Consider the following 20,146-nt stretch of genomic DNA (forward strand, 5'->3'; position numbering starts at 1 on the left):
CCATGTTACGTTGTCATGCCCGCCGTGGTGTGAGCGTCGTTGCCATTCAGGCCGCGCTGCTTGCATCATCGAACGGAGCCTTTGCCCAAAGCAGCAGCGCAGTGCTGCCGCCTATCACAGTTGAGGCGCCTCAGCAGAAGCGTGCGTCGGCCGTCCGATCGCCACGCAATTCTGCGCGATCGGCCCGCGTCACGCGAAGCCTGCGAACGACCCCATCGCCGCAGCAAACCGCGAGCGAACAGAGTGCAGGGGCTCCGGGTGCCCTGACGGTTCTGACTGCGCAACAAGCGCTGGCGGAGATTAACCAGACTCCGGGCGGCGTGGCGCTCGTCTCGGCCGATGCGTACAGGAACTCGACGCCGTCCAACACGATCAAGGATGTTCTGGATTACGTGCCCGGCGTGTACGCCCAGCCCAAATGGGGCGACGACACCCGCCTTTCGATTCGCGGGTCCGGCCTGTCGCGCAATTTTCATCTGCGCGGCGTGCAGCTCTATATGGACGGCATTCCGATCAACACCGCGGATGGTTATGGCGATTTCCAGGAGATCGATCCGAGCGCCTACAAATATGTCGAAGTCTTCAAGGGCGGCAACGCGCTTCAGTTTGGCGCCAATTCGCTCGGAGGCGCGATCAACTTCGTGACTCCGACCGGCCGCGACTCGTTTCCGAATGGTGTGTCCTTCGATGTCGGAGGATTCGGCTACAAACGCCTTCAGGCGAACGCAGGAGGCGTCAACGGGCGGTGGGACGGTTTCGTGACCGCTTCCGCGCAGGCCGCGGACGGTTTTCGCGATCACAGTTTTGGCTCGAGCAACCGTTTGAGCGGCAATATTGGGTATCAGTTCTCACCGGATGTCGAGACCCGGTTCTACCTCAATGCCAACGAAGTCCGGCAGCGAATCCCGGGTACCGTGACCAAGACATCCGCTTTGACCGATCCGGAAGCTGCTGCACCCGCGAATGTTGCGATGGATCAGCAGCGCAATATCGATACTGTCAGGCTCGCCAACAAAACCACCGTTCGTTTCGATGACACCAAAGTCGAATTCGGCGCCTTTGGTGTCGATCGCCATTTGATGCATCCGATTTTCCAGTGGCTGGACTACCGTTACAAGGACTATGGAGGATTCGCGAAGATCACGGATGACCGCACCATTGGCGGCTTCCGCAACAGGTTGGTCGCGGGCGTCTATGTGCTGAACGGCAGCATCGACAACCAGCAGTTCGCCAACATTGGCGGGCAGAAGGGTGCACTGCTTTCTTCCTCGATCGATCGGTCGGAGAATACCTCCGCCTATGTCGAAGACAGCTTCTACGTCATTCCAAATCTTGCGGTGATCGGCGGCACGCAATTTCTGTACGCGACCCGCAATCGGCAGGATCGTTTCCTCAGCGACGGGGATCAATCGGGGGCAACGCGCTTTAATGTCTGGTCGCCGAAAGGCGGTCTGTTGTGGCAAATCGATCCCGCCTGGCAGGCCTTCGCCAATGTCTCGCGGAGCGCCGAGGTGCCGAGCTTCGGCGAAAGCGCGATTGGTCCTGGCATTCCGACGATTCCGTTCACCAGCATCCGCCCGCAGATTGCGACCACGTACGAAATCGGGTCTCGCATGAAGCGGCCTGATTACGCCTGGGAACTGACGGCGTACCGGGCCAACATTCGCGACGAACTGCAATGCCTCTATAGTGCTTTTGGCAACTGCAATGTGACCAATGCCGACCACACCATCCATCAAGGCATCGAGGCCGGCGCGGGCGCAGCAATCTTTCGTGACATCTTCGTCAACGGCCCGGCGCCGGACAAAATCTGGCTGAATGTCGCTTATTCCTTCAACGACTTCCGCTTCGACAAAGATCCCACTTTCGGAAACAATCGATTGCCGGGAGCCCCAAGTCACTATTTGCGCGCGGAGCTTCTCTACAAGCACCCTACCGGTTTCTATGTTGGACCCAACGTCGAATGGGTGCCACAGGCCTACTTTGTGGACAGCATGAACACGCTGACGACAGAGCCTTACGCCTTGTTGGGATTGAAAGCCGGGTTCGACAATGGCGGCCCGATGTCTGCCTACATCGAGGGGCGCAATCTCACCAACAAGACCTACATAGCCAGCGCGAGCATCATCGATCGAGCGACGGCGACGTCAGCATTGTTTGAGCCGGGTACGGGAAGAGCAGTGTACGCTGGAATGAGATATCGATGGTGACGGGCAAATGGCACTTGGGTCTATGTTCGGCTCCGCGGCAGGCCGGCGTTCCGAATGCCGATGCTGAAGGCAGCGGAAGGGTGTCGCGGAAGAATGCAGGGCCATTCTCGGCCCGATCAATCGTGAAAGAGGCAATCAACATGAAGACTATCGGACGAACTCTCCTTGCAATTTCACTGTTGCTGACCGGCTGTGCCGTCGCGCGGGCCGACGACGTCAAGGCGGGCGATCTCGTCATCTCGCAGGCGTGGAGCCGGGCGACACCGGGCGGCGCTAAGGTCGCCGGCGGCTATCTCACCATCGAGAACAAGGGCACAGTGGCCGACAAGCTGGTCGGCGTCTCCGCCGAGATCGCGGGGAAGGCTGAGGTCCACGAGATGGCGATGGACAATGGCGTGATGAAGATGCGTCTGCTCGACAAGGGTCTCGTGATCGATCCCGGCAAGACGGTGAAGTTCGCCCCCGGCGGCTACCACCTGATGCTGCAGGAGCTGAAGGGCCCCTTCAAGCAGGGCGACAAGGTGCCGGTGACGCTTCAGTTCGAGAAGGCCGGCAAGGTCGCCGTCTCCCTCGACGTACAGGGCGTCGGCGCCCAGGCGCCGGGCGAGGGCGGGCACATGATGAAGAAAATGCCGGATCATTCGGGAATGAAGATGTGACGAGCATGATCTGGACCTTCGGGAGACCCAATATGTCGAAGCGAACCTGGCTGATCTTTCTGAGCGTCTTTGCGGCAACGCCAGCGACCGCGCACGTCTTCCTCGAAGGCAAGCAGGCCACGGTCGGTGCTTCCTACAAGGCCGTCTTCGCCGTCCCGCACGGCTGCGCGGGCTCGCCCACGGTGAAAATCCGGGTGCAGATCCCGGAAGGCGTGATCGCGGTGAAACCGATGCCGAAGGCGGGCTGGAGTGTTGACGTGGTCGAGGGCAAATACGCCGGCGAATACGATTATCACGGCAACAGGCTCTCCTCCGGCGTCAAGGAGGTGACTTGGTCCGGCGGCAAGCTGCCGGACAAGAACTATGACGAGTTCGTCATGCACACGGCCCTGACCGACACGCTCAAACCGAACACAATCCTGTACTTTCCCGTAATCCAGGAATGCGAGACCGGCGTCAGCCGCTGGATCGAGATCCCCGCGGAGGGGGCCGGGCATTCGCACGAGGGCAAGTCACCGGCGCCGGGCGTAAAACTCCTGCCAAAACCCTGATGCGCCTGCTCGCCGCGCTCGCGACGCTGCTCCTCGTCGTCGGCTTCGCAACCGGCGTCTCGGCGCACGCGGCGCTGGTCGCGGTCGAGCCGGCGAGCGGCAGCATGCTCGCGAGCGCGCCAAAGGCGGTGGAGTTGCGCTTCAATGAGACAGTGACGCCGGGCGCGATCCGGCTGATCGACGGCGCGGGCAGGGCGCGGGATGATGTGCGCGTCAACGCATCGGGCGAGACCATCTCGGTCGTGATGCCGGCGGACCTGCCGCAGGGCACGGCCGTCGTCAGCTATCGCGTCATTTCGCAGGACGGCCATCCCGTCGCGGGATCGGCGATCTTCTCGATCGGCACGCCGACGGGGACGCAACCTCCCGCAAACGCCGATGGCGGATTGAACGTGCTGATCTGGCTGGCGCGGGTCGGTCTCAATCTTGGCCTGTTCGTCGGCGTCGGCGGCGTGTTCTTTGCTCGCTGGGTTGCGTGGTCGATGACCGGCATGACCGTTCCGCGCGTGGCGCTCGCCATCGGCCTCACGAGCGCGGTGGTGTCCATTGGCGTGTTGGGGCTGGATCTCCTCGGCCTACCGCTGTCCGCTCTCGCGACGATGGCTCCCTGGAAAGTCGCATCCGGGACCAGCGCGGGCCCAGCCTTGCTCGTGGCCATCGCTGCAATGCTGTTCGCGCTGCTGGCGCTAGGCCACGCGTGGTGCGCGCGCGCTCTGGCGATCATTGCCTTCGTCGGCGTCGGCTTGTCGCTGGCCATGACCGGGCACGCCGCTACGGCACCGCCCGAACTGTTGACCCGCCCGACAATCTTTCTCCATGGTCTCGGTGTGGCCTTTTGGATTGGGGCCCTCGCGCCGCTGGTCGCCCTGTTGTCAAAGACATCGGCCGCGGCATTGCCTGTCGTGAACCGCTTCTCCCGCATCGCCGCGCTGGCCGTTGGCGTTCTGGCATTGACCGGCCTCGCGCTCGCCATCGTCCAGCTTGAGAAGCCGTCCGCATTGGTCGAGACTCGGTATGGACTCATCCTCTCGATCAAGCTGGCGCTGGTGCTCGTGCTGCTGGCGCTTGCCGCGCTCAACCGCTTTCGCCTGACTCCGGCTCTGGCGGGGGATCACAAGGCCGCGCAGAGCCTGAAGCGCTCGATCGTGCTCGAATGCGCCATCGCGCTCGGCATCTTCGCCGTCGTGGCCGGCTGGCGCTTCACGCCGCCGCCGCGGACGATCATTCCAGAGACGCCGCTGGCGATCCACATCCACACCGACAGGGCGATGTTCCAGGTCCTGGTCTCGCCGGGTAAGGCGGGTATCGACGATTTCGTGCTGCAGCTCATGACCGGCGAGGGGGCGGTGCTTGAGGCCAAGGAGGTGACGCTGACGCTGAGCCTGCCCGAACGCGGCATCGAGCCGATGGAGCGGGACGCCTCGCGCGGGCCGGACCGCTACTGGCACGTGCGCAAGGTCGAGCTGCCCTTTGCCGGCCGCTGGCATGTGCGGATCGACGCGCTCTTGAGCGATTTCGAGAAGATCACGCTGGAGGACGAGCTCGAGGTGGCGGCGCCCTGAATCGGGCTCTTCGGCGCATCACGTCGAACCTGAAGTCGACGGAAAAATGACAGGAATTCCGCTGTGTTAGCGGGTTTTCCTCATTCCCGGTCTTGTGTTTTGGCTCCCAATCCGGTTTCACTGCAAGCCATCACTGATTCCTCGAGTATTGCCATGCGGTTGTCGCGGTTCTTTCTGCCCATCCTGAAGGAAAATCCGAAAGAGGCGGAGATCGTCTCGCATCGGCTGATGCTGCGTGCCGGCATGATCCGGCAGGAGGCCGCCGGCATCTACGCTTGGCTGCCGCTCGGCTTCCGCGTGCTCAAGAAGATCGAGCAGATCGTGCGCGAGGAGCAGGACCGCTCCGGCGCGCTGGAACTGTTGATGCCGACGCTTCAGCTTGCCGATCTCTGGCGCGAGAGCGGCCGCTACGATGCCTATGGCCCCGAGATGCTGCGCATCGCCGACCGGCACAAGCGTGAGCTGCTATACGGGCCGACCAACGAGGAAATGATCACCGAGATCTTCCGCGCCTATGTGAAGTCCTACAAGAGCCTGCCGCTGAATCTCTATCATATTCAGTGGAAATTCCGCGACGAGCAGCGTCCCCGCTTTGGCGTGATGCGCGGCCGCGAGTTCCTGATGAAGGATGCCTATTCGTTCGACCTCAACGAGGCCGCGGCGCGCGTCGCCTACAACAAGATGTTCGTGGCGTATTTGCGCACCTTCGCGCGGATGGGGCTGAAGGCGATCCCGATGCGCGCCGAGACCGGCCCGATCGGCGGCGATCTCAGCCACGAGTTCATCGTGCTCGCCGAGACCGGCGAATCCGGCGTGTTCATCAATCGCGACGTGCTGGACCTGCCGGTGCCGGGCGAGGACGTCGACTACGAGAGCGATTTGACGCCGATCATCAAGCAATGGACCTCGGTCTATGCGGCGACGGAAGACGTTCACGACGCGGCGCGCTTCGAGCAGGAAGTGCCCGCGGACAAGCGGGTGAACACCCGCGGGATCGAGGTTGGGCAGATCTTCTATTTCGGCACGAAATATTCCGACGCGATGAAGGCGCTGGTGGCGGGCCCCGACGGGGTCGACGTGCCGATCCATGGCGGCTCCTACGGCGTCGGCGTCTCGCGCCTGCTCGGCGCCATCATCGAGGCCTGCCATGACGATGCCGGCATCAAATGGCCGGAGGCCGTTGCCCCGTTCCGCGTGTCGATTCTCAACCTCAAGCAGGGCGATGCGGCGGTCGATGCGGCCTGCGAGAAGCTCTATGCGGAGCTGTCCGCCAAGGGCGTCGACGTGCTCTACGACGACACCGACCAGCGCGCCGGAGCCAAATTCGCCGCCGCCGACCTGATCGGCATTCCCTGGCAGATCATGATCGGGCCGAAAGGGCTCGCCGACGGCAAGGTCGAGCTCAAGCGGCGAAGTGACGGCGCCCGCGAGACCATGTCGCCTGCGGACGTGGTCGCAAGACTTGTGGGCTGATAAGGCTGGTCGGCTGAATATTGTTCATCGCCCCAGATTGCGGCCGCCAATCCGGCCACATTTGACCCCGAATCATGGGACTATCGAGCGATGGATGAGACCATGACCGAAACCGTTCAAACCGCGCCTTTTGCGCCATTCGAGTGGATGCTGTCGGCGCGCTACTTACGGGCGCGCCGCAAGGAGGGATTCATCTCGGTCATCGCCGGGTTCTCCTTCCTCGGCATCATGCTGGGCGTGGCGACGCTGATCATCGTCATGGCCGTCATGAACGGCTTCCGCAAGGAGCTGCTCGACAAGATCCTCGGGCTCAACGGCCACATCCTGGTCCAGCCGCTGGAGTCGCCGCTGACCGACTGGAAGGACGTCGCCGACCGCCTCAGCCAGGTCCAGGGCATCCGGCTCGCAGCGCCCGTGGTGGATGGCCAGGCGCTGGCGTCATCGCCGTGGAACGCCTCCGGCGTGCTGGTGCGCGGCATCCGCTCCGACGACCTCAACAACCTCACCTCGATTGCCAAGAACATCAAGCAGGGTTCGCTCGAGGGCTTTGACGACGGGCAGGGGGTCGCGATCGGCCGGCGCCTCGCCGACCAGCTGTCGCTGCACGCCGGCGACAGCATCACGCTGGTGGCGCCGAAGGGCGCGGTCACCCCGATGGGCACGACACCGCGCATAAAACCGTACAAGATCGCGGCGGTGTTCGAGATCGGAATGTCCGAGTATGATCTCGGCTTCGTGTTCATGCCGCTCGCGGAGGCGCAGGCCTATTTCAACCGCAGCAACGACGTCACCTCGATCGAGGTCTTCACCACCAATCCGGATCAGATCGTCGCGTTCCGCCAGGCCGTGACGGAGGCGGCGGGCCGGCCGGTGTTCCTGGTGGACTGGCGCCAGCGCAACTCGACCTTCTTCAACGCGCTCCAGGTCGAGCGCAACGTGATGTTCCTGATCCTCACCATGATCGTGCTAGTCGCGGCGCTCAACATCGTCTCCGGCCTGATCATGCTGGTGAAGGACAAGGGCAGCGACATCGCGATCCTGCGCACGATGGGGGCTTCGCAAGGCTCGATCATGCGCATCTTCCTGATCACGGGCGCCTCGATCGGCGTGGTCGGTACGATGGTCGGCTTCATCGTCGGGCTGGTGATCTGCCTGAACATCGAATCGATCAGGCAATTCCTGTCCTGGCTGACCAGCACCGAGCTATTTTCGCCAGAGCTGTATTTCCTGTCGAAGCTGCCCGCCGAGATCGACATCGGCGAGACCTCGGCCGTCGTCATCATGGCGCTGACGCTATCGTTCCTGGCGACGCTGTATCCGTCTTGGCGCGCCGCGCGCCTCGATCCCGTCGAAGCGCTGCGGTACGAGTGAGGGGCTGATGGAGAGCCAGGGGGCGGAAGATGTACCGGTCATTTATCTCCACGAGATAAAGCGACAGTACTTGCAGGGCGAGGTGCCGCTGACGATCCTCGACGGCGCCAAGCTCGCGCTGTGGGCGGGCCAGTCCGTCGCGCTGGTGGCGCCGTCCGGCTCGGGCAAGTCGACGCTGCTGCACATTGCGGGACTGTTGGAAGCGCCTGATTCCGGCGAGGTCTACGTCAATGGCGCGCCGACCTCGCAACTGCCCGACATCGAGCGCACCCAGCTTCGCCGTACCGACATCGGCTTCGTCTACCAGTCGCACCGGCTGCTGCCGGAGTTCTCGGCGCTCGAAAATGTGATGATGCCGCAGATGATCCGCGGCCTCAAGAAGTCCGAGAGCGTCAAGCGCGCCAAGGAAATCCTGGGCTATCTCGGCCTCGGCGAGCGCATCACGCACCGTCCGTCTGAGCTGTCGGGCGGTGAGCAGCAGCGCGTTGCGATCGCGCGCGCCGTGGCCAATGCTCCGCGGGTGCTGTTCGCGGACGAGCCGACCGGCAATCTCGATCCGCACACCGCGGACCACGTCTTCCAGGCCCTGATGCAGCTCGTCAAGGCGACCAAGGTCTCCATGCTGATCGCGACCCACAACATGGAGCTCGCCGGCCGCATGGACCGCCGCGTGTCGCTGTCGAACGGCCAGGTGGTCGAGCTCGAGTAAAAACCGCGAAAACAACCCCATGCACAGTAGCCAAGTGCTTGGCCGGACTGACTAAAAAAATGGCGCTCCCCGGGGCGTTCAAGGCCGGATCACCGTCAGTTTGAACGGTCCGCCATTGGCGGCGGCATGGGCTACCGCCTCATTGGCGTGGTCGAGGTCGAAGGCGGTGGCCTCGTACTCCTCCAGCCTCAGCAGTCCCGCGCGCACCAGCGCGATCAGGCGGCCTGACGCATCCGGCGGGTACATCCAGACGCCGTGGATGCTGATGCAATTGCGCATGATCCAGGGGTAGGGCAGCTCGAGGCCGGCGCCGCCGGCCATGCCGACACCGCCCATCAGCACGACACGGCCGTAAGGACGCACCGTCATGATCGCCGCGCGCACCACATTCGTGCTCACCGAGGGCGGCATGATGTCGAGCACGCAGTCGATCGGCCCTCGTGCCGCGCGCTTCATGCGCTCGCGGTCGTCGTCCTCATTGCCGGAGAGCCTGACCGGCTTGACGCGGTCGCCGAAGCGGCGGACGAGGTCGGCCAAGATCTTGTCGTTGCGGCCGGGCGCGACCACGCAGGCCGCGCCCATCGCAAGCGCGACCGAGACGGCCGCGCTGCCGAAATTGCCGGTGGCCCCGCTCACCAGCACGGTCTCGCCCGCCTGAAGATTGGCGGCAAGGAAACCGCCATAGGGCACCAGCAGCGTCCCCAGCGCGCACCATCGCGTGGCTTCGTCGGACGTGATTTGGCCGAGCCGTTTCACGTTCTCCGTCGGCACCCGCATCTGCTCGGCGAACGAGCCGTGGCGGAAATGCTGTTGCAGGCGCATGGCGCCGGCACCGGGGGCGGTGAGTCCTTGCAGGGCAATGTCGGGCGCTGCGGCGTCGTCGCGTGAGCGCACCGTCGGGTCGCAGAACACCCAGTCGCCAACGCTGAGCTTCGTCGCGTCCGGGCCGATGGCGCGGACCCGGCCGATGCCGCCAGGCCCCGGGATGATCGGCAGGTCGAGCGCATAGTTGCGCGCCCCGCTGAAGACCTCGTTCATGTAGGACAGCACCCGCGTTGCGACGACGTCCACGATGACCTCGCCCGTGCCGAGCACAGGGTCCGCGGCTTCCTCAATCGCAAGCGGCGATCCAAACGATTTCAATACGGCAGCCTTCATGATCTCACCTCAAAGTGGAGTGAAGCCCATATGCGCCGCCTTTCCAGGGTCGGGAAGGCCTGGTATTATCCTAGTATTCCCCAGGCCCTCCATCGAGGCACGTCACCATGGCCGACCCACGCCGCGTCGAATTCGGCGACTTCCTCAGGTCCCGCCGCGAGAAGCTGTCGCCGAAGATGGTCGGACTTCCCGCGGGCCGGCGACGCCGCACCGCGGGCCTGCGCCGCGAGGAGGTCGCGCAGCTCGCCGGCATCGGCGTCGACTGGTACATCCGGCTCGAACAGGGCCGCACCGTCAGCCCGTCGGTCACCACCGTCGACGCGCTGGCGCGCGCGTTACGCCTCAGCAAGACCGAGCATGCCCATCTCAAGGCACTTGCGCGCGACGGCGATAGGCGCGCGTTCACGCGCGAGGTCGTGCCGCCGCCCGTTCGACGGATGATCGAGAGCCTGGCGCAGCCGGCCTATGTCACGGGGCGGCGCTGGGACGTGCTGGCCTGGAACGCGGCGGCCGAGGAGATCTTCGGGTTCGGACAATTGCCCGAGCAGGACCGCAACACGCTGCTGCTGGTGATGACGAACAAGCAGGCGCGAAAATTCTACGGTGCCGGCTGGGCCGATGTCGCCAAGAGCATGGTCGCGATGTTTCGCGCCACTCACGACGTCTGGGCCGGCGATCCCGCCTTTGCGGAATTGCTGACGCGGCTGCGCCAGGGCAGTCCGGAATTCGTCAAATGGTGGGAAGCGCACGAGATCCGCAGCACCGCCGCGGGCCTCAAGACCATGAACCATCCAACCAAGGGCGTGCTCCGGTTCGAGCACACCAGCTTTCAGGCCAATGACGATCCGGCGCTAAAGCTCGTGATCTACACGCCGGTTTAGATTGCGGAAGCACAGGGCCCGAGTTCGTCACGTATGACGGTCAATGATCTGAAGCAGCCGATCGCAGGATGCCTCGATCCTCTTGTGGGGCGATGTGGCGACGCCCAGCAACAGGCCGGATCGCGCCGAGGCCGCAGACGCATGCCATAGCGACAGCGGCGTGGGCGCCAATCCAAACGATGCCGCTTCCCGCGCGATCGCGACGTCGGAGGTTCCGTCCGGCAGTCTCAGGACCGCGGCCAATCCGGCGATCGCAACGTCCTTGGCAACGCCCTTGGAGCCTGCTTTCAAATATTTCAGCAGCGCATCGCCTTGCGCGGCATAGGCCCGCTTCGTGCGTCGAAGATGCCGTAGATAGTGGCCGTCGCGAATGAATTCGGCGGTTGCGATCTGTACGGAGGGCCCGGGCGCCGGAGCGAGGCATGCCGCAACCTCGGCAAAACGGGAAGCCAGTGAGGCGGGTGCAACGACGAAGCCCAGCCGCAAGGCAGGAGTCAGGGTCTTGCTGAAAGACCCGATGTGAATGACGCGCCCGAAACGATCGAGAGAGGCGAGCGCCGGTGTGGCCCGGCCCCTCAGCTGAAGCTCGCTCAGATAGTCGTCCTCGATCACCCACACCCGCTCATGGGCGGCCCAGTCGAGAAGGCGTGAACGTCTGGCCAGCGACAATGTGGAGCCAAGCGGTGCCTGCTGTCCCGGGGTCACGACGACCAATGCAGCATCAGGTGCGTGTTTCAGGCCGTAACCGACGTCGATGCCGTCCGCGTCAACCGGAATCGGCGTGATCGACAACCTTGCAAGCTCAAGCCCGTGCCGTGTGAAGGGGAAGCCCGGGTCCTCCATCCAGACCTTTTTCTGCTCGAGGCAGAGAACCCGGAGTGCCAGTCCGAGCCCGCTGCTGAAGCCGCCGGTGATGATGATCTGCGACGGTGCACATTCGATCCCCCTCGCCAGCGCCAGATACGCAGCGATGTCGCGCCTCAATTCCAGCTCGCCGCGGGGATCCCGGTAGATAGCCGGTGCGCTCGTCTCCGCGCGCACCGCCCGCGTGCGCATCCTCGCGAACAGCTTGGCGGGAAAGGTCTCGTGAGCGGGCACACCCATCTGGAAAACGGCCGGTCCCGCAGTGAGCTCCTGGTACATCTCCATGAACGAGCCGGGGTGGGGAGCTGCTTCCTGCCGAGGGGTAAAGGCGGGCCGATCCGCGACGTGCGTTCCGGTTGCGCGCGACGCGACAATCAGTTGCGCGGATGAGAGTTTTTCGTAAGCCGAACGCACGGTGCCGCGCGCGACACCCAGCTGAGCCGCCAAATCCTGCCAGGACGGCAGACGAGCTCCCGGCGCGAGCACGCCGCTCTCGATGGCAGCTCCGATACCTCTGCGGATTTGTTCCGCCAATGGCGTCTTCGCAGATCGATCGAGCTCCAGCCGCAGCGGTTTGACCATGCCTCCGTGGTACACGATTTTTGTCCATTCTTGGTACTTTTTTGTAGACCAGTGCGAGGACATTTATCAGACAAGGAACGTGTCCGGCGACCGCCGCCGAACAGAACCGATCATGGAGTATGAAAATGGCCAAGCGTCTCGATTACGACCGCATTGCACCCGCAGGGATGAAAGCGCTCGGCGGCGTCTACGGCTATGTCATGCAGAGCAATCTTCCTGCCACGCTCGTCACTCTGGTCTATCTGCGCATTTCGCAGATCAACGGCTGCGCCTACTGCCTCGACATGCACACGCGCGATCTGCTGAAGAGCGGACAGAAGATCGAAAAGATCGCGCTGGTGCAGACCTGGGCGGAAGGCGGTCATCTCTTCGACGAGCGGGAGCGTGCCGCCCTCGCATGGGCTGAAACGGTGACCCTTGTGGCTGAAACCGGCATCCCGGATCAAGCTTACGAGGCTGCCCGCGCCGTCTTCCAGGAGCGCGAGCTCGTCGATCTCACCATCGCGATCGGCCTGATGAACGCGTACAATCGCATGGCAATCAGCTTCCGAAATACGCCACAGGCCGCGAAGGAGGAGATGGCAGCCTGACCGCGGTGCCAGACGGCAAGAGGGTACAGACATGCCTTCGACTGCGACGGCATGTCCTGAGAAATCGGCGATTCAAGGCAGGAGCTTGATATGACCATCGCAATTTCCGGCGTGAAGATTCCCGACAGTAAGATCGCACGGGAGGCCGCCGAGCTGGTGCGCCAGTACGAAAACGACATGTTGTTCAACCACTCGGTCCGCGTCTTTGTGTTCGGCGCGATCAAGGGACATCGGAAAAATCTAAAATTCGATTCCGAGCTGCTCTACATCGCGGCGCTGTTCCACGATCTCGGGCTTGTTGACCATTACCATACACAGACCATCCGATTTGAAGTTGATGGCGCCGATGCCGCCCGCGAATTTCTGAGGGGACACGGCATTGACGAGCCAAAGGCCGATCTGGTTTGGGAGGCGATCGCGTTACATACGACGCCTGGAATTCCACAATACATGCGGCCGGAAATCGCTCTCACGAATGCGGGCGTTTTGGTCGACGTCGTGGGGATTGGCTATGATGAGTACACGCCGGAGCAGCGCGACCAGGTGACCACCGCATTTCCGCGCGGTGACTTCAAGAACGAGTTCCTTCAGATACAAACCTGCTCAGCCTTGAAGAAGCCGCAGACCACGTTCGGGACTGTTAATTTCGATTACATCGAAGATCACGACCCCACATTTCACAAGCCGAACGCATGCACTCGCATCCGCAACACTCCCTGGCAGAGCTGACCTTCGGCGCGATGTTCGAGTTTCGCTACGTTGACTCATGGCGACGGTGCGGCCGGGGGCGTTACGCTGGCGTTCGGCTGCTGAATAGCCGGCCACGGGCTCTTGGGAGCCGGCGTCGTCACCGCGCATGACGTCGCAAGCTGCGGCCACACTGACGTCAGGCCCGTCAGGTCGATGTCGAATTTCGTGATGTCCGCCTTGTCGTCGGGTAGCAGCATGGTTTCGCGGACATGCAGGGAGCGGGACGCCAGTATCGCCTTGACCATCTCGGGATCGATGCTGCCGCGCCAGACCTCATATTTTCCGGCCCGCAATGCAGACCCTCCGGCCGTCTTGTCCGGAGCGGCGTCCGCCGTCACCAGGATGGTGCTCTTGCCGACGGCCGTCTCGTCGATCTCGCCCGCGAATGTCAGCGGCACGCGCTTTCTGCTTTCGCAAGACAGACGCCATTCTCCATAGGCCGGAACGAAGCGCCGTTCTCCTTCTTCAGCATCGCGATCTTGCGGACGAAGGGGCGCGCTTCGTTTTCCAGTTTCCAGGGTCCGTCCGCCACGTCTGGATTGGTAATCTGGCGACCAAGTGGGAGCAGGCAGAACGGCAGCCTCCCAGGGGACGGTGACGACGGGAACCTAAATGCCATCATGCGGTTATCGCGCAGACAATTTGCGCGACCCGGCTGCATCACTCAGAAAGTCAGGCGAGCTACCTGTGGTCGAAGCGAACAGCAGCGGGACGATCAAACGGCTGGCTCCTCGTGGAGCTAGGGAAGTGGCAGGGGAACACCAATGACGACAGCGACCGGGGTCCGCTCGGCCGATCGCAATTCCGTCTTAGCCACACTCGGCGACTACATCCGAGAGATCAGCAATCCCGACGATCTCGCCTACGCCGCGGCGGAGCTGCTCGGCCGCAGCCTGAACGTCAGCAGGGCAGGTTACGGCACGGTCGACACCTCAGCCGAGACCATCACCATTGTCCGCGACTGGAACGCACCGGGCATCCTGAGCCTCGCAGGCGTGCTGCAGTTTCGCGACTATGGCAGCTACATCGAAGACCTCAAGCGGGGCGAGACCGTCGTCTGTGCCGATGCGGAGAAAGACCCTCGCGTCGGCGATCGTGCCAATGCTCTCGAGGCGATCTCTGCGCGCGCGCTCGTCAACATGCCGATCTCGGAGCCCGACGGGGTCGTGGCGCTGCTCTATCTGAACGATGCCAAGCCGCGCGAATGGAGCCCCGAAGAGCTGGAGCTTATTCGCGATGTTGCCGAGCGCACGCGCACGGCCGTCGAGCGCCGCCGTGCGGAAACGGCTGTGCGGGAGAACGAAGCCCGCCTGCTTTTCCTGGACGCACTCAACAAGGAGACGGCCAGGACTCGCGATGCCGACGGCGTGATGGCGGTCACGACCAAAATGGTCGGCGAGCATCTCGGCGTCTCGAACTGCGCCTACGCCGACATGGATCCGGACCAGGACGGCTTCACCATACGCGGCGATTGGGCCGCGCCCGGCGCAATGCATATCATCGGTCACTACAGTCTGGCCGATTTTGGCAAGCAGGCGGTGCGAGAGTTGAGTGCGGGCAGGCCGCTCATCATCAATGACAATCTAAGGGAGATTGCGCCGGACGAAGCCGCCACTTTCCAGAACATCGGGATCGGTTCGACGATTTGCATGCCCTTGGTGAAAGAAGGGCGACTGACCGCCCTGATGGCGATTCATCACCGCGGCCCGCACCAGTGGACGCCGCGCGAACTCGCCTTGCTCACCGAAGTGACCGAGCGATCGTGGGCCCACATCGAGCGCGTCCGATCGGAACAGGCGGCGCGGGAGGCTGCCGAACGACTGACGCTTGCAAACAAGGCGGCTGGTATCGGCACCTGGGACTACGACCCGGTCAACAACGTTCTTCGATGGGATAGCCGCTGCAAGGAGGTATTCGGCTTATCGCCCGACGCCGAAGTCAGCTATGAAGGCTCGTTCCTGAAGGGCCTTCATCCCGAGGACCGGCAGCGCGCCCACGAGGCCGTCTCCGCAGCGCTGACGCCGCACTCTCCGCCAAACTACAACATGGAATACCGGACCATTGGCATCGAGGATGGGGTCGAACGCTGGATCGCCGCGACCGGTCAAGCCATCTTTGCCGACGGCCAGGCTGTTCGGTTCATTGGAACGGTTCTGGATATCACCGCGCAAAAGAAAACCGAGCGTCATCTCAGAATACTGAATGATACCGGGGCCTCGGTCTCTCGCGAACGCGACCTCGACAAGATCGTCCAGATCGTCACGGATGCCGGCGTCGGACTCACGGGTGCTCAATTCGGCGCCTTTTTCTACAACGTTCTGGCGCCGGATGGCGGCAGCTATATGCTGTATTCGCTGTCCGGTGCCTCGCCATCCGCGTTTGAAAACTTTCCGATGCCGCGCAACACCGCCCTCTTTGGCCCGACTTTCGAGGGCTCCGGCGTGGTGAGGTCCGACGACATTCTGCAGGACCCCCGCTATGGCAAGAACGCGCCGCGGAAAGGCATGCCCGAGGGCCATCTTCCGGTCCGATCCTATCTGGCGGTCCCTGTGATCTCGCGCACCGGCGAAGTCTTCGGCGGACTTTTCTTCGGTCACGCAGAGACGGGTAAATTCCAGGCCGAGCATGAATCCGCATTGCTTGGTATTGCGGGCCATGCCGCCACCGCTATCGACAACGCCCAGCTCTTGACCCGGCTCGAGGCGCTCAATGCGGGATTGGAGCAACGTGTTGCCGACGAAATCGCCGAGCGCATGAAAGCTGAAGAGCAATTGCGGCAATCCCAGAAGATGGAAGCCGTCGGTCAATTGACCGGAGGTATTGCTCACGACTTCAACAATATGCTGGCCGTGATTCTCGGCAGCTTGAACCTTGCCAAGCGGCGGCTCAGCAGGGGAGAGGTCAGCATAGACCGCTTCATCGAGGGCGCCATCGACGGTGCAAATCGCGCAGCTACGTTGACGCAGCGACTGCTCGCGTTCTCGCGCCAGCAGCCGCTCGCGCCTGAAGTCGTGGACATCAACAAGATGGTCGGCGGGATGAGCGAGCTGCTCGAGCGGTCGCTTGGCGAGCTAATCCGCCTCGATACGGTGCTGACGGCGGGCCTCTGGCGGGTCAAGGCAGACCCGGCCCAGCTCGAAAGCGCCGTGATCAATCTCGCGGTCAATGCGCGCGATGCCATGCCGAAGGGCGGCAGGCTGACGATAGAAACCAGCAACGCCTCGATAGACCGAAAATATGCTCGCGAGTACGCACTCGCACCCGGGCAGTACGTTCTCGTCGCGGTGACGGACAACGGCACGGGAATTCCGGCCGATGTGCTCGGTAAGGTGTTCGATCCGTTTTTCACGACCAAGGTCGTGGGCAAGGGCACCGGCCTCGGCCTCAGTCAGGTTTACGGTTTCGTGCGGCAGTCGGGCGGCCATGTCAAAATTGACTCGGAAGTCGATGTTGGCACGACCGTGAAGATCTACCTTCCACGCTTCGCCGGCGAGGAGGCGGGCTCAGATCTGTCGCAGGAAGAGACACCCGCCGGTGCGAGCCATCAGAACGAAACCATTCTCGTCGTGGAAGACGACGAGCGCGTCCGCAGCATGTCGTCCGAAAGCCTGCGCGAACTTGGCTATACCGTCATCGAGGCAGCCAGCGCCAAAGAGGCGATCAGGACGATCGAAAATGGTTTCGTTCCGGATCTGCTGTTCACGGATGTCGTCATGCCCGACATGACCGGCGCCGAGCTGGCGGCCGAGCTGTCGAGACGATTCCCGGCGCTGAAAGTGCTGTTCACCACCGGCTACACGCGCGATGCAATCGTTCACAATGGCGTGCTCGATGCCGGCAAGCATCTGCTTCCGAAGCCCTTCGCTATCGAAGACCTGGCTGCCAAAGTCCGCAGCTTGCTTGACGATATCTGAACGCGCTTTGGAAACGGTCTCTCCCGTTTGCAAGCCGCCGTCACAAGGGCTATGTCCCGGCTTTCGGAAGAGCATGAAATGACAATCTCGGATGACAACGACCTCGCGCGCCTGAAAGAAATCGGGCGCATCGTCGCCAATATCCTGGAGGCAATGGGGAAGGCGCTCGAGCCGGGCATGACCACCTCCGAAATCGATCGGATCGGGCGTGTACTGCTGGAGGCTGCCGGCGCACGTTCGGCTCCGGAGCTGGCCTACGACTTTCCGGGCGCAACCTGCATCAGCGTGAACGAGGAGATCGCTCATGGCATCCCGGGCGATCGGCGGATCGCGCGTGGGGACCTCGTGAACATCGACGTGTCAGCCGAGAAGAACGGCTTCTTTGCGGATACGGGAGCATCGTTCGCCGTTCCACCCGCAACGCGAGTGGTCGAACGTCTTTGCAGGGATGGCCGGCGCGCAATGTGGACGGGCCTGCAGCAGGTTGGAGCCGGCAAGCCGATCGCCGGAATCGGTCAGGCCATCGGGACATTTGCGCGGAAGAACGGTTACAGCCTGGTCAGGAACCTTGCCAGTCACGGTGTCGGCCTGTCGCTCCACGAAGAGCCGACGGAGATCGCAACATGGCCCGACCGCTCCGAACGCCGCATCATGAGCGAAGGCCTCGTGTTCACCGTCGAGCCGTTCCTGTCTCTCGGCGCCGAATGGGCACAGGATGGCGATGATCCTTGGACGCTCTACAGCAGCCCCGAGGCGCCGACCGTTCAATACGAGCACACGGTGATCGCCACGCGAAGCGGACCGTTGATCGTGACGATGGCTGGTTAAGGAGGCGTCCTCAAGCCACCGGATCTCGGGCCGCATCCAAAAGGCGGGCCGCATATCAGAGTCCCGATTTAATTGATGCGCCGCGAGTGGCGAGGGGGCTTCTTCTGCGCGAAATACGGGTTCGCTACGCACGTCGCCGACCGACCGACTGCTAAAAATCTGCACTGCTCGAGCGAGGTGTAGCGGCAATCGAAATAGCCAACGGGGCCGTAGATCTGCATGCAGACCGGATAGCTCGGATCATAGGTCTGCGCGCGCGCAGGCGCGCCCGCGAGGAGCAGGCCGATCGCGAGGAGCGCGAGGCGAGTGCGACGCATCTCAGCGCGGCACGTAGTAACCGGGTGAATAACCCGGCACCTGCGCGCGCGGCCTGTTCTGATACGCATAGGGGTCATCGCTCTGACCTGCGAAATAAGGGTTCGCGATGCAGGTGAGGGCGCGGCCCGACGAACTCGCCTGGCACTGCGCGTAACTGTCGAACGTGCAATTGCTCAGCCCCGGCCATTCATCGCCGGTCAGGCAGAAGGCATGGTGGGTCCCGAACGCGCGCGCAGGCACGCTTGCGCTGAGCGTGAGCCCAAATGTGGCGAGGGCGAGCGAAAATATGGCGACAATGGGGAGGGCAATTCGTCTGCGCATTCAATTCTCCAATCACGCGAACGTGCGCGCGACGTTGTCACGCGCGTGTGCCGCAGATGTCGTGTAATCGACAATGGAACTCGTGAAAACACTTGTTTCAAAGGGCTTCCAGCGCGCGCTGGTAAATCTTCATTAATGAAGCGCGATCCTTTGGCGCGGACTGTGGCGTCGAGGTTACAGCAATTCCGTCGCGCGCTGGTATGACGACGCCACGGCCCGGGGGCCTAACGACGAAACTGGAACGGGAATCAAATGAACAAGAATCTGTTGCTTGCTGCTGTGAGCCTTGTCGCGCTCGGCGCGACCGCACCGGCGCTGGCTGCTGACCTCGCTGCGCGGCCTTACACCAAGGCGCCGGCGATGGTTGCCGCGATCTACGACTGGAGCGGCTTCTACATCGGTATCAACGGCGGCGGCGGTTCCGCCCATTCGACCTGGGATCTCGTCGGCGGTGGCCGCGAGGGTTCGCACGATGCGACCGGCGGCACGGTCGGCGGCCAGATCGGCTACCGCATGCAGTCGGGCCAGTGGGTGTTCGGCATCGAAGGTCAGGGCAACTGGGCTGACTTCTCCGGCGACAACGTCAGCGCGCTGTTTGCGACGCGCAACCGCTCCAAGATCGACTCGTTCGGTCTGATCACCGGTCAGATCGGCTACGCCTGGAACAACGTCCTCGTTTACGCCAAGGGCGGTGCGGCTGTCGCCGGCAGCAAGTATGAAGTCTCGACCCTTGGCGGCGCGCTGCTGTCCTCGAACGATCAGACCCGTTGGGGTGGCACGATCGGTGCCGGCCTCGAGTACGGTTTCGCCCCGAACTGGTCGGTTGGCGTCGAGTACAACCACATCTTCCTGCAGGACAAGAACGTCACCTTCGCGCTGGTGCCCTCGACCGATCGCATCCGTCAGGACGTCGACATGGGCCTCGTCCGCCTGAACTATAAGTTCGGCGGCCCGAGCCTCGGCCGCTACTGAGTAGATGCCTGATATCGATCGCTCGACTTCGAGCGGTCGGCGAAAGCCCCGGCCATCGGCCGGGGCTTTTTTGTTGTTGGACTTCAGCGGGTTAACCATTCCGTTTCGAGACGGTCGAGATGGCTTGACTCCTGAGAACGAAATGAGAACAATGTTCTTCATACGTTCTCACCATGGAGTAAGCCATGTTCAGGATTTTCGTCGAAGAAGCCGCCGCGCTAGCCTCGATCGCGCTGTTTGTCGGGATGATCGCGATCTGGGCCCAGGTGCTCCCGCAGCTCTAGGCGCTGGCCAGGTTGGGGAAAAGCAGGACGACGCGGCCGATTGGCCGCTCTGGCGTGGACTCTGGCAGCGTGACGCCCCACCATTATGAGGCGAGTCGGCCGGGCGAGTGCAGGATGCCTCCCGTGCCGGTGACCGCTCCATCTCATCT

The 20,146-nt window shown here is 62.9% G+C and carries 18 protein-coding genes; 13 read left to right on the forward strand and 5 right to left on the reverse strand.

Annotated elements, in window-relative coordinates:
• Nucleotides 1–2: 2 nt before the first annotated feature.
• From AC0L3K_RS03100 to AC0L3K_RS03130, 7 genes are all read left to right on the forward strand, one after another.
• On the forward strand, nt 3–2,210 hold the full coding sequence (locus AC0L3K_RS03100) for a TonB-dependent receptor family protein (protein ID WP_007603599.1): 2,208 nt from the start codon (nt 3–5) through the stop codon (nt 2,208–2,210).
• A 140-nt stretch (nt 2,211–2,350) separates the two neighbouring features.
• A complete protein-coding gene (locus AC0L3K_RS03105) occupies nt 2,351–2,869 on the forward strand; it encodes a copper chaperone PCu(A)C (RefSeq protein WP_035995788.1) in 519 nt (172 codons plus the stop codon).
• A 32-nt stretch (nt 2,870–2,901) separates the two neighbouring features.
• Nucleotides 2,902–3,420 carry a YcnI family copper-binding membrane protein gene (locus AC0L3K_RS03110; RefSeq protein ID WP_007603602.1) on the forward strand — a complete coding sequence of 173 codons (519 nt, stop codon included), beginning with the start codon at nt 2,902–2,904 and terminating at the stop codon, nt 3,418–3,420.
• The gene (locus AC0L3K_RS03115) at nt 3,420–4,982 is read left to right on the forward strand and encodes a copper resistance CopC/CopD family protein (RefSeq protein WP_007603604.1); all 1,563 of its coding nucleotides are present in this window, start codon (nt 3,420–3,422) and stop codon (nt 4,980–4,982) included. Before AC0L3K_RS03110 ends, AC0L3K_RS03115 begins: the two co-directional genes overlap by 1 nt.
• 153 nt (nt 4,983–5,135) lie before the next feature.
• Nucleotides 5,136–6,455 carry a proline--tRNA ligase gene (gene proS, locus AC0L3K_RS03120; RefSeq protein ID WP_007603605.1) on the forward strand — a complete coding sequence of 440 codons (1,320 nt, stop codon included), beginning with the start codon at nt 5,136–5,138 and terminating at the stop codon, nt 6,453–6,455.
• A gap of 90 nt (nt 6,456–6,545) precedes the next feature.
• Nucleotides 6,546–7,826, forward strand: coding sequence for a lipoprotein-releasing ABC transporter permease subunit (locus AC0L3K_RS03125; protein ID WP_007603606.1), 1,281 nt, complete (start codon nt 6,546–6,548; stop codon nt 7,824–7,826).
• A 7-nt stretch (nt 7,827–7,833) separates the two neighbouring features.
• Nucleotides 7,834–8,535, forward strand: coding sequence for an ABC transporter ATP-binding protein (locus AC0L3K_RS03130; RefSeq protein ID WP_007603608.1), 702 nt, complete (start codon nt 7,834–7,836; stop codon nt 8,533–8,535).
• Between the two features lie 78 nt (nt 8,536–8,613).
• On the opposite strand, the gene AC0L3K_RS03135 is transcribed toward AC0L3K_RS03130, so the two are convergent.
• Entirely contained in the window at nt 8,614–9,693 is a 1,080-nt protein-coding gene (locus AC0L3K_RS03135; RefSeq protein ID WP_219682206.1) for a zinc-binding dehydrogenase, read from the reverse strand.
• A gap of 107 nt (nt 9,694–9,800) precedes the next feature.
• Here AC0L3K_RS03135 and AC0L3K_RS03140 point away from each other — a divergent pair, with 107 nt between their 5' ends.
• Nucleotides 9,801–10,574, forward strand: a complete 774-nt coding sequence (locus tag AC0L3K_RS03140) for a helix-turn-helix transcriptional regulator (RefSeq protein ID WP_219682205.1) — start codon at nt 9,801–9,803, stop codon at nt 10,572–10,574.
• A 27-nt stretch (nt 10,575–10,601) separates the two neighbouring features.
• Here the strand turns inward: AC0L3K_RS03140 and pdxR are convergent, their stop codons facing one another.
• Nucleotides 10,602–12,020: a MocR-like pyridoxine biosynthesis transcription factor PdxR gene (pdxR, locus tag AC0L3K_RS03145; RefSeq protein WP_219682257.1), complete on the reverse strand. Its 1,419-nt coding sequence runs from the start codon at nt 12,018–12,020 to the stop codon at nt 10,602–10,604.
• 125 nt (nt 12,021–12,145) lie between these two features.
• Between pdxR and AC0L3K_RS03150 the strand changes: the two genes are divergently transcribed.
• Nucleotides 12,146–12,610, forward strand: coding sequence for a carboxymuconolactone decarboxylase family protein (locus AC0L3K_RS03150; protein WP_007603613.1), 465 nt, complete (start codon nt 12,146–12,148; stop codon nt 12,608–12,610).
• A gap of 90 nt (nt 12,611–12,700) precedes the next feature.
• Nucleotides 12,701–13,339: an HD domain-containing protein gene (locus tag AC0L3K_RS03155; RefSeq protein ID WP_219682204.1), complete on the forward strand. Its 639-nt coding sequence runs from the start codon at nt 12,701–12,703 to the stop codon at nt 13,337–13,339.
• A gap of 35 nt (nt 13,340–13,374) precedes the next feature.
• Here AC0L3K_RS03155 and AC0L3K_RS03160 read toward each other — a convergent pair whose 3' ends face one another.
• Nucleotides 13,375–13,758 (reverse strand): hypothetical protein, encoded by a 384-nt coding sequence (locus AC0L3K_RS03160; RefSeq protein ID WP_246648830.1) that lies wholly within the window; start codon nt 13,756–13,758, stop codon nt 13,375–13,377.
• 366 nt (nt 13,759–14,124) lie between these two features.
• On the opposite strand from AC0L3K_RS03160, the gene AC0L3K_RS03165 reads away from it, so the two are divergent.
• Nucleotides 14,125–17,274, forward strand: coding sequence for a GAF domain-containing protein (locus AC0L3K_RS03165; protein WP_219682203.1), 3,150 nt, complete (start codon nt 14,125–14,127; stop codon nt 17,272–17,274).
• Nucleotides 17,275–17,352: 78 nt separating this feature from the next.
• A complete protein-coding gene (map, locus tag AC0L3K_RS03170; RefSeq protein WP_219682256.1) occupies nt 17,353–18,102 on the forward strand; it encodes a type I methionyl aminopeptidase in 750 nt (249 codons plus the stop codon).
• A 68-nt stretch (nt 18,103–18,170) separates the two neighbouring features.
• Here the strand turns inward: map and AC0L3K_RS03175 are convergent, their stop codons facing one another.
• Together AC0L3K_RS03175 and AC0L3K_RS03180 are read right to left on the reverse strand one after the other, a co-directional pair.
• On the reverse strand, nt 18,171–18,419 hold the full coding sequence (locus AC0L3K_RS03175) for a DUF3551 domain-containing protein (RefSeq protein WP_219682202.1): 249 nt from the start codon (nt 18,417–18,419) through the stop codon (nt 18,171–18,173).
• Between the two features lies 1 nt (nt 18,420).
• Nucleotides 18,421–18,741: a DUF3551 domain-containing protein gene (locus AC0L3K_RS03180; protein ID WP_219682201.1), complete on the reverse strand. Its 321-nt coding sequence runs from the start codon at nt 18,739–18,741 to the stop codon at nt 18,421–18,423.
• 252 nt (nt 18,742–18,993) lie between these two features.
• Between AC0L3K_RS03180 and AC0L3K_RS03185 the strand changes: the two genes are divergently transcribed.
• Complete coding sequence (locus AC0L3K_RS03185; protein ID WP_007603620.1) at nt 18,994–19,713, forward strand: outer membrane protein; 720 nt, start codon at nt 18,994–18,996, stop codon at nt 19,711–19,713.
• Nucleotides 19,714–20,146 lie beyond the last annotated feature (433 nt).

It is taken from the genome of Bradyrhizobium sp. MI1.10, assembly GCF_055811035.1.

Coding starts and splice junctions, on each gene's coding strand:
- map (WP_219682256.1), top strand. CDS start 17,353: ATGACAATCTCGGATGACAACGACCTCGCGCGCCTGAAAGAAATCGGG.
- AC0L3K_RS03135 (WP_219682206.1), bottom strand. CDS start 9,693: ATGAAGGCTGCCGTATTGAAATCGTTTGGATCGCCGCTTGCGATTGAG.
- AC0L3K_RS03175 (WP_219682202.1), bottom strand. CDS start 18,419: ATGCGTCGCACTCGCCTCGCGCTCCTCGCGATCGGCCTGCTCCTCGCG.
- AC0L3K_RS03150 (WP_007603613.1), top strand. CDS start 12,146: ATGGCCAAGCGTCTCGATTACGACCGCATTGCACCCGCAGGGATGAAA.
- AC0L3K_RS03185 (WP_007603620.1), top strand. CDS start 18,994: ATGAACAAGAATCTGTTGCTTGCTGCTGTGAGCCTTGTCGCGCTCGGC.
- AC0L3K_RS03140 (WP_219682205.1), top strand. CDS start 9,801: ATGGCCGACCCACGCCGCGTCGAATTCGGCGACTTCCTCAGGTCCCGC.
- AC0L3K_RS03110 (WP_007603602.1), top strand. CDS start 2,902: ATGTCGAAGCGAACCTGGCTGATCTTTCTGAGCGTCTTTGCGGCAACG.
- pdxR (WP_219682257.1), bottom strand. CDS start 12,020: ATGGTCAAACCGCTGCGGCTGGAGCTCGATCGATCTGCGAAGACGCCA.
- AC0L3K_RS03180 (WP_219682201.1), bottom strand. CDS start 18,741: ATGCGCAGACGAATTGCCCTCCCCATTGTCGCCATATTTTCGCTCGCC.
- AC0L3K_RS03155 (WP_219682204.1), top strand. CDS start 12,701: ATGACCATCGCAATTTCCGGCGTGAAGATTCCCGACAGTAAGATCGCA.
- AC0L3K_RS03130 (WP_007603608.1), top strand. CDS start 7,834: ATGGAGAGCCAGGGGGCGGAAGATGTACCGGTCATTTATCTCCACGAG.
- AC0L3K_RS03115 (WP_007603604.1), top strand. CDS start 3,420: ATGCGCCTGCTCGCCGCGCTCGCGACGCTGCTCCTCGTCGTCGGCTTC.
- AC0L3K_RS03105 (WP_035995788.1), top strand. CDS start 2,351: ATGAAGACTATCGGACGAACTCTCCTTGCAATTTCACTGTTGCTGACC.
- proS (WP_007603605.1), top strand. CDS start 5,136: ATGCGGTTGTCGCGGTTCTTTCTGCCCATCCTGAAGGAAAATCCGAAA.
- AC0L3K_RS03165 (WP_219682203.1), top strand. CDS start 14,125: ATGACGACAGCGACCGGGGTCCGCTCGGCCGATCGCAATTCCGTCTTA.
- AC0L3K_RS03125 (WP_007603606.1), top strand. CDS start 6,546: ATGGATGAGACCATGACCGAAACCGTTCAAACCGCGCCTTTTGCGCCA.
- AC0L3K_RS03100 (WP_007603599.1), top strand. CDS start 3: ATGTTACGTTGTCATGCCCGCCGTGGTGTGAGCGTCGTTGCCATTCAG.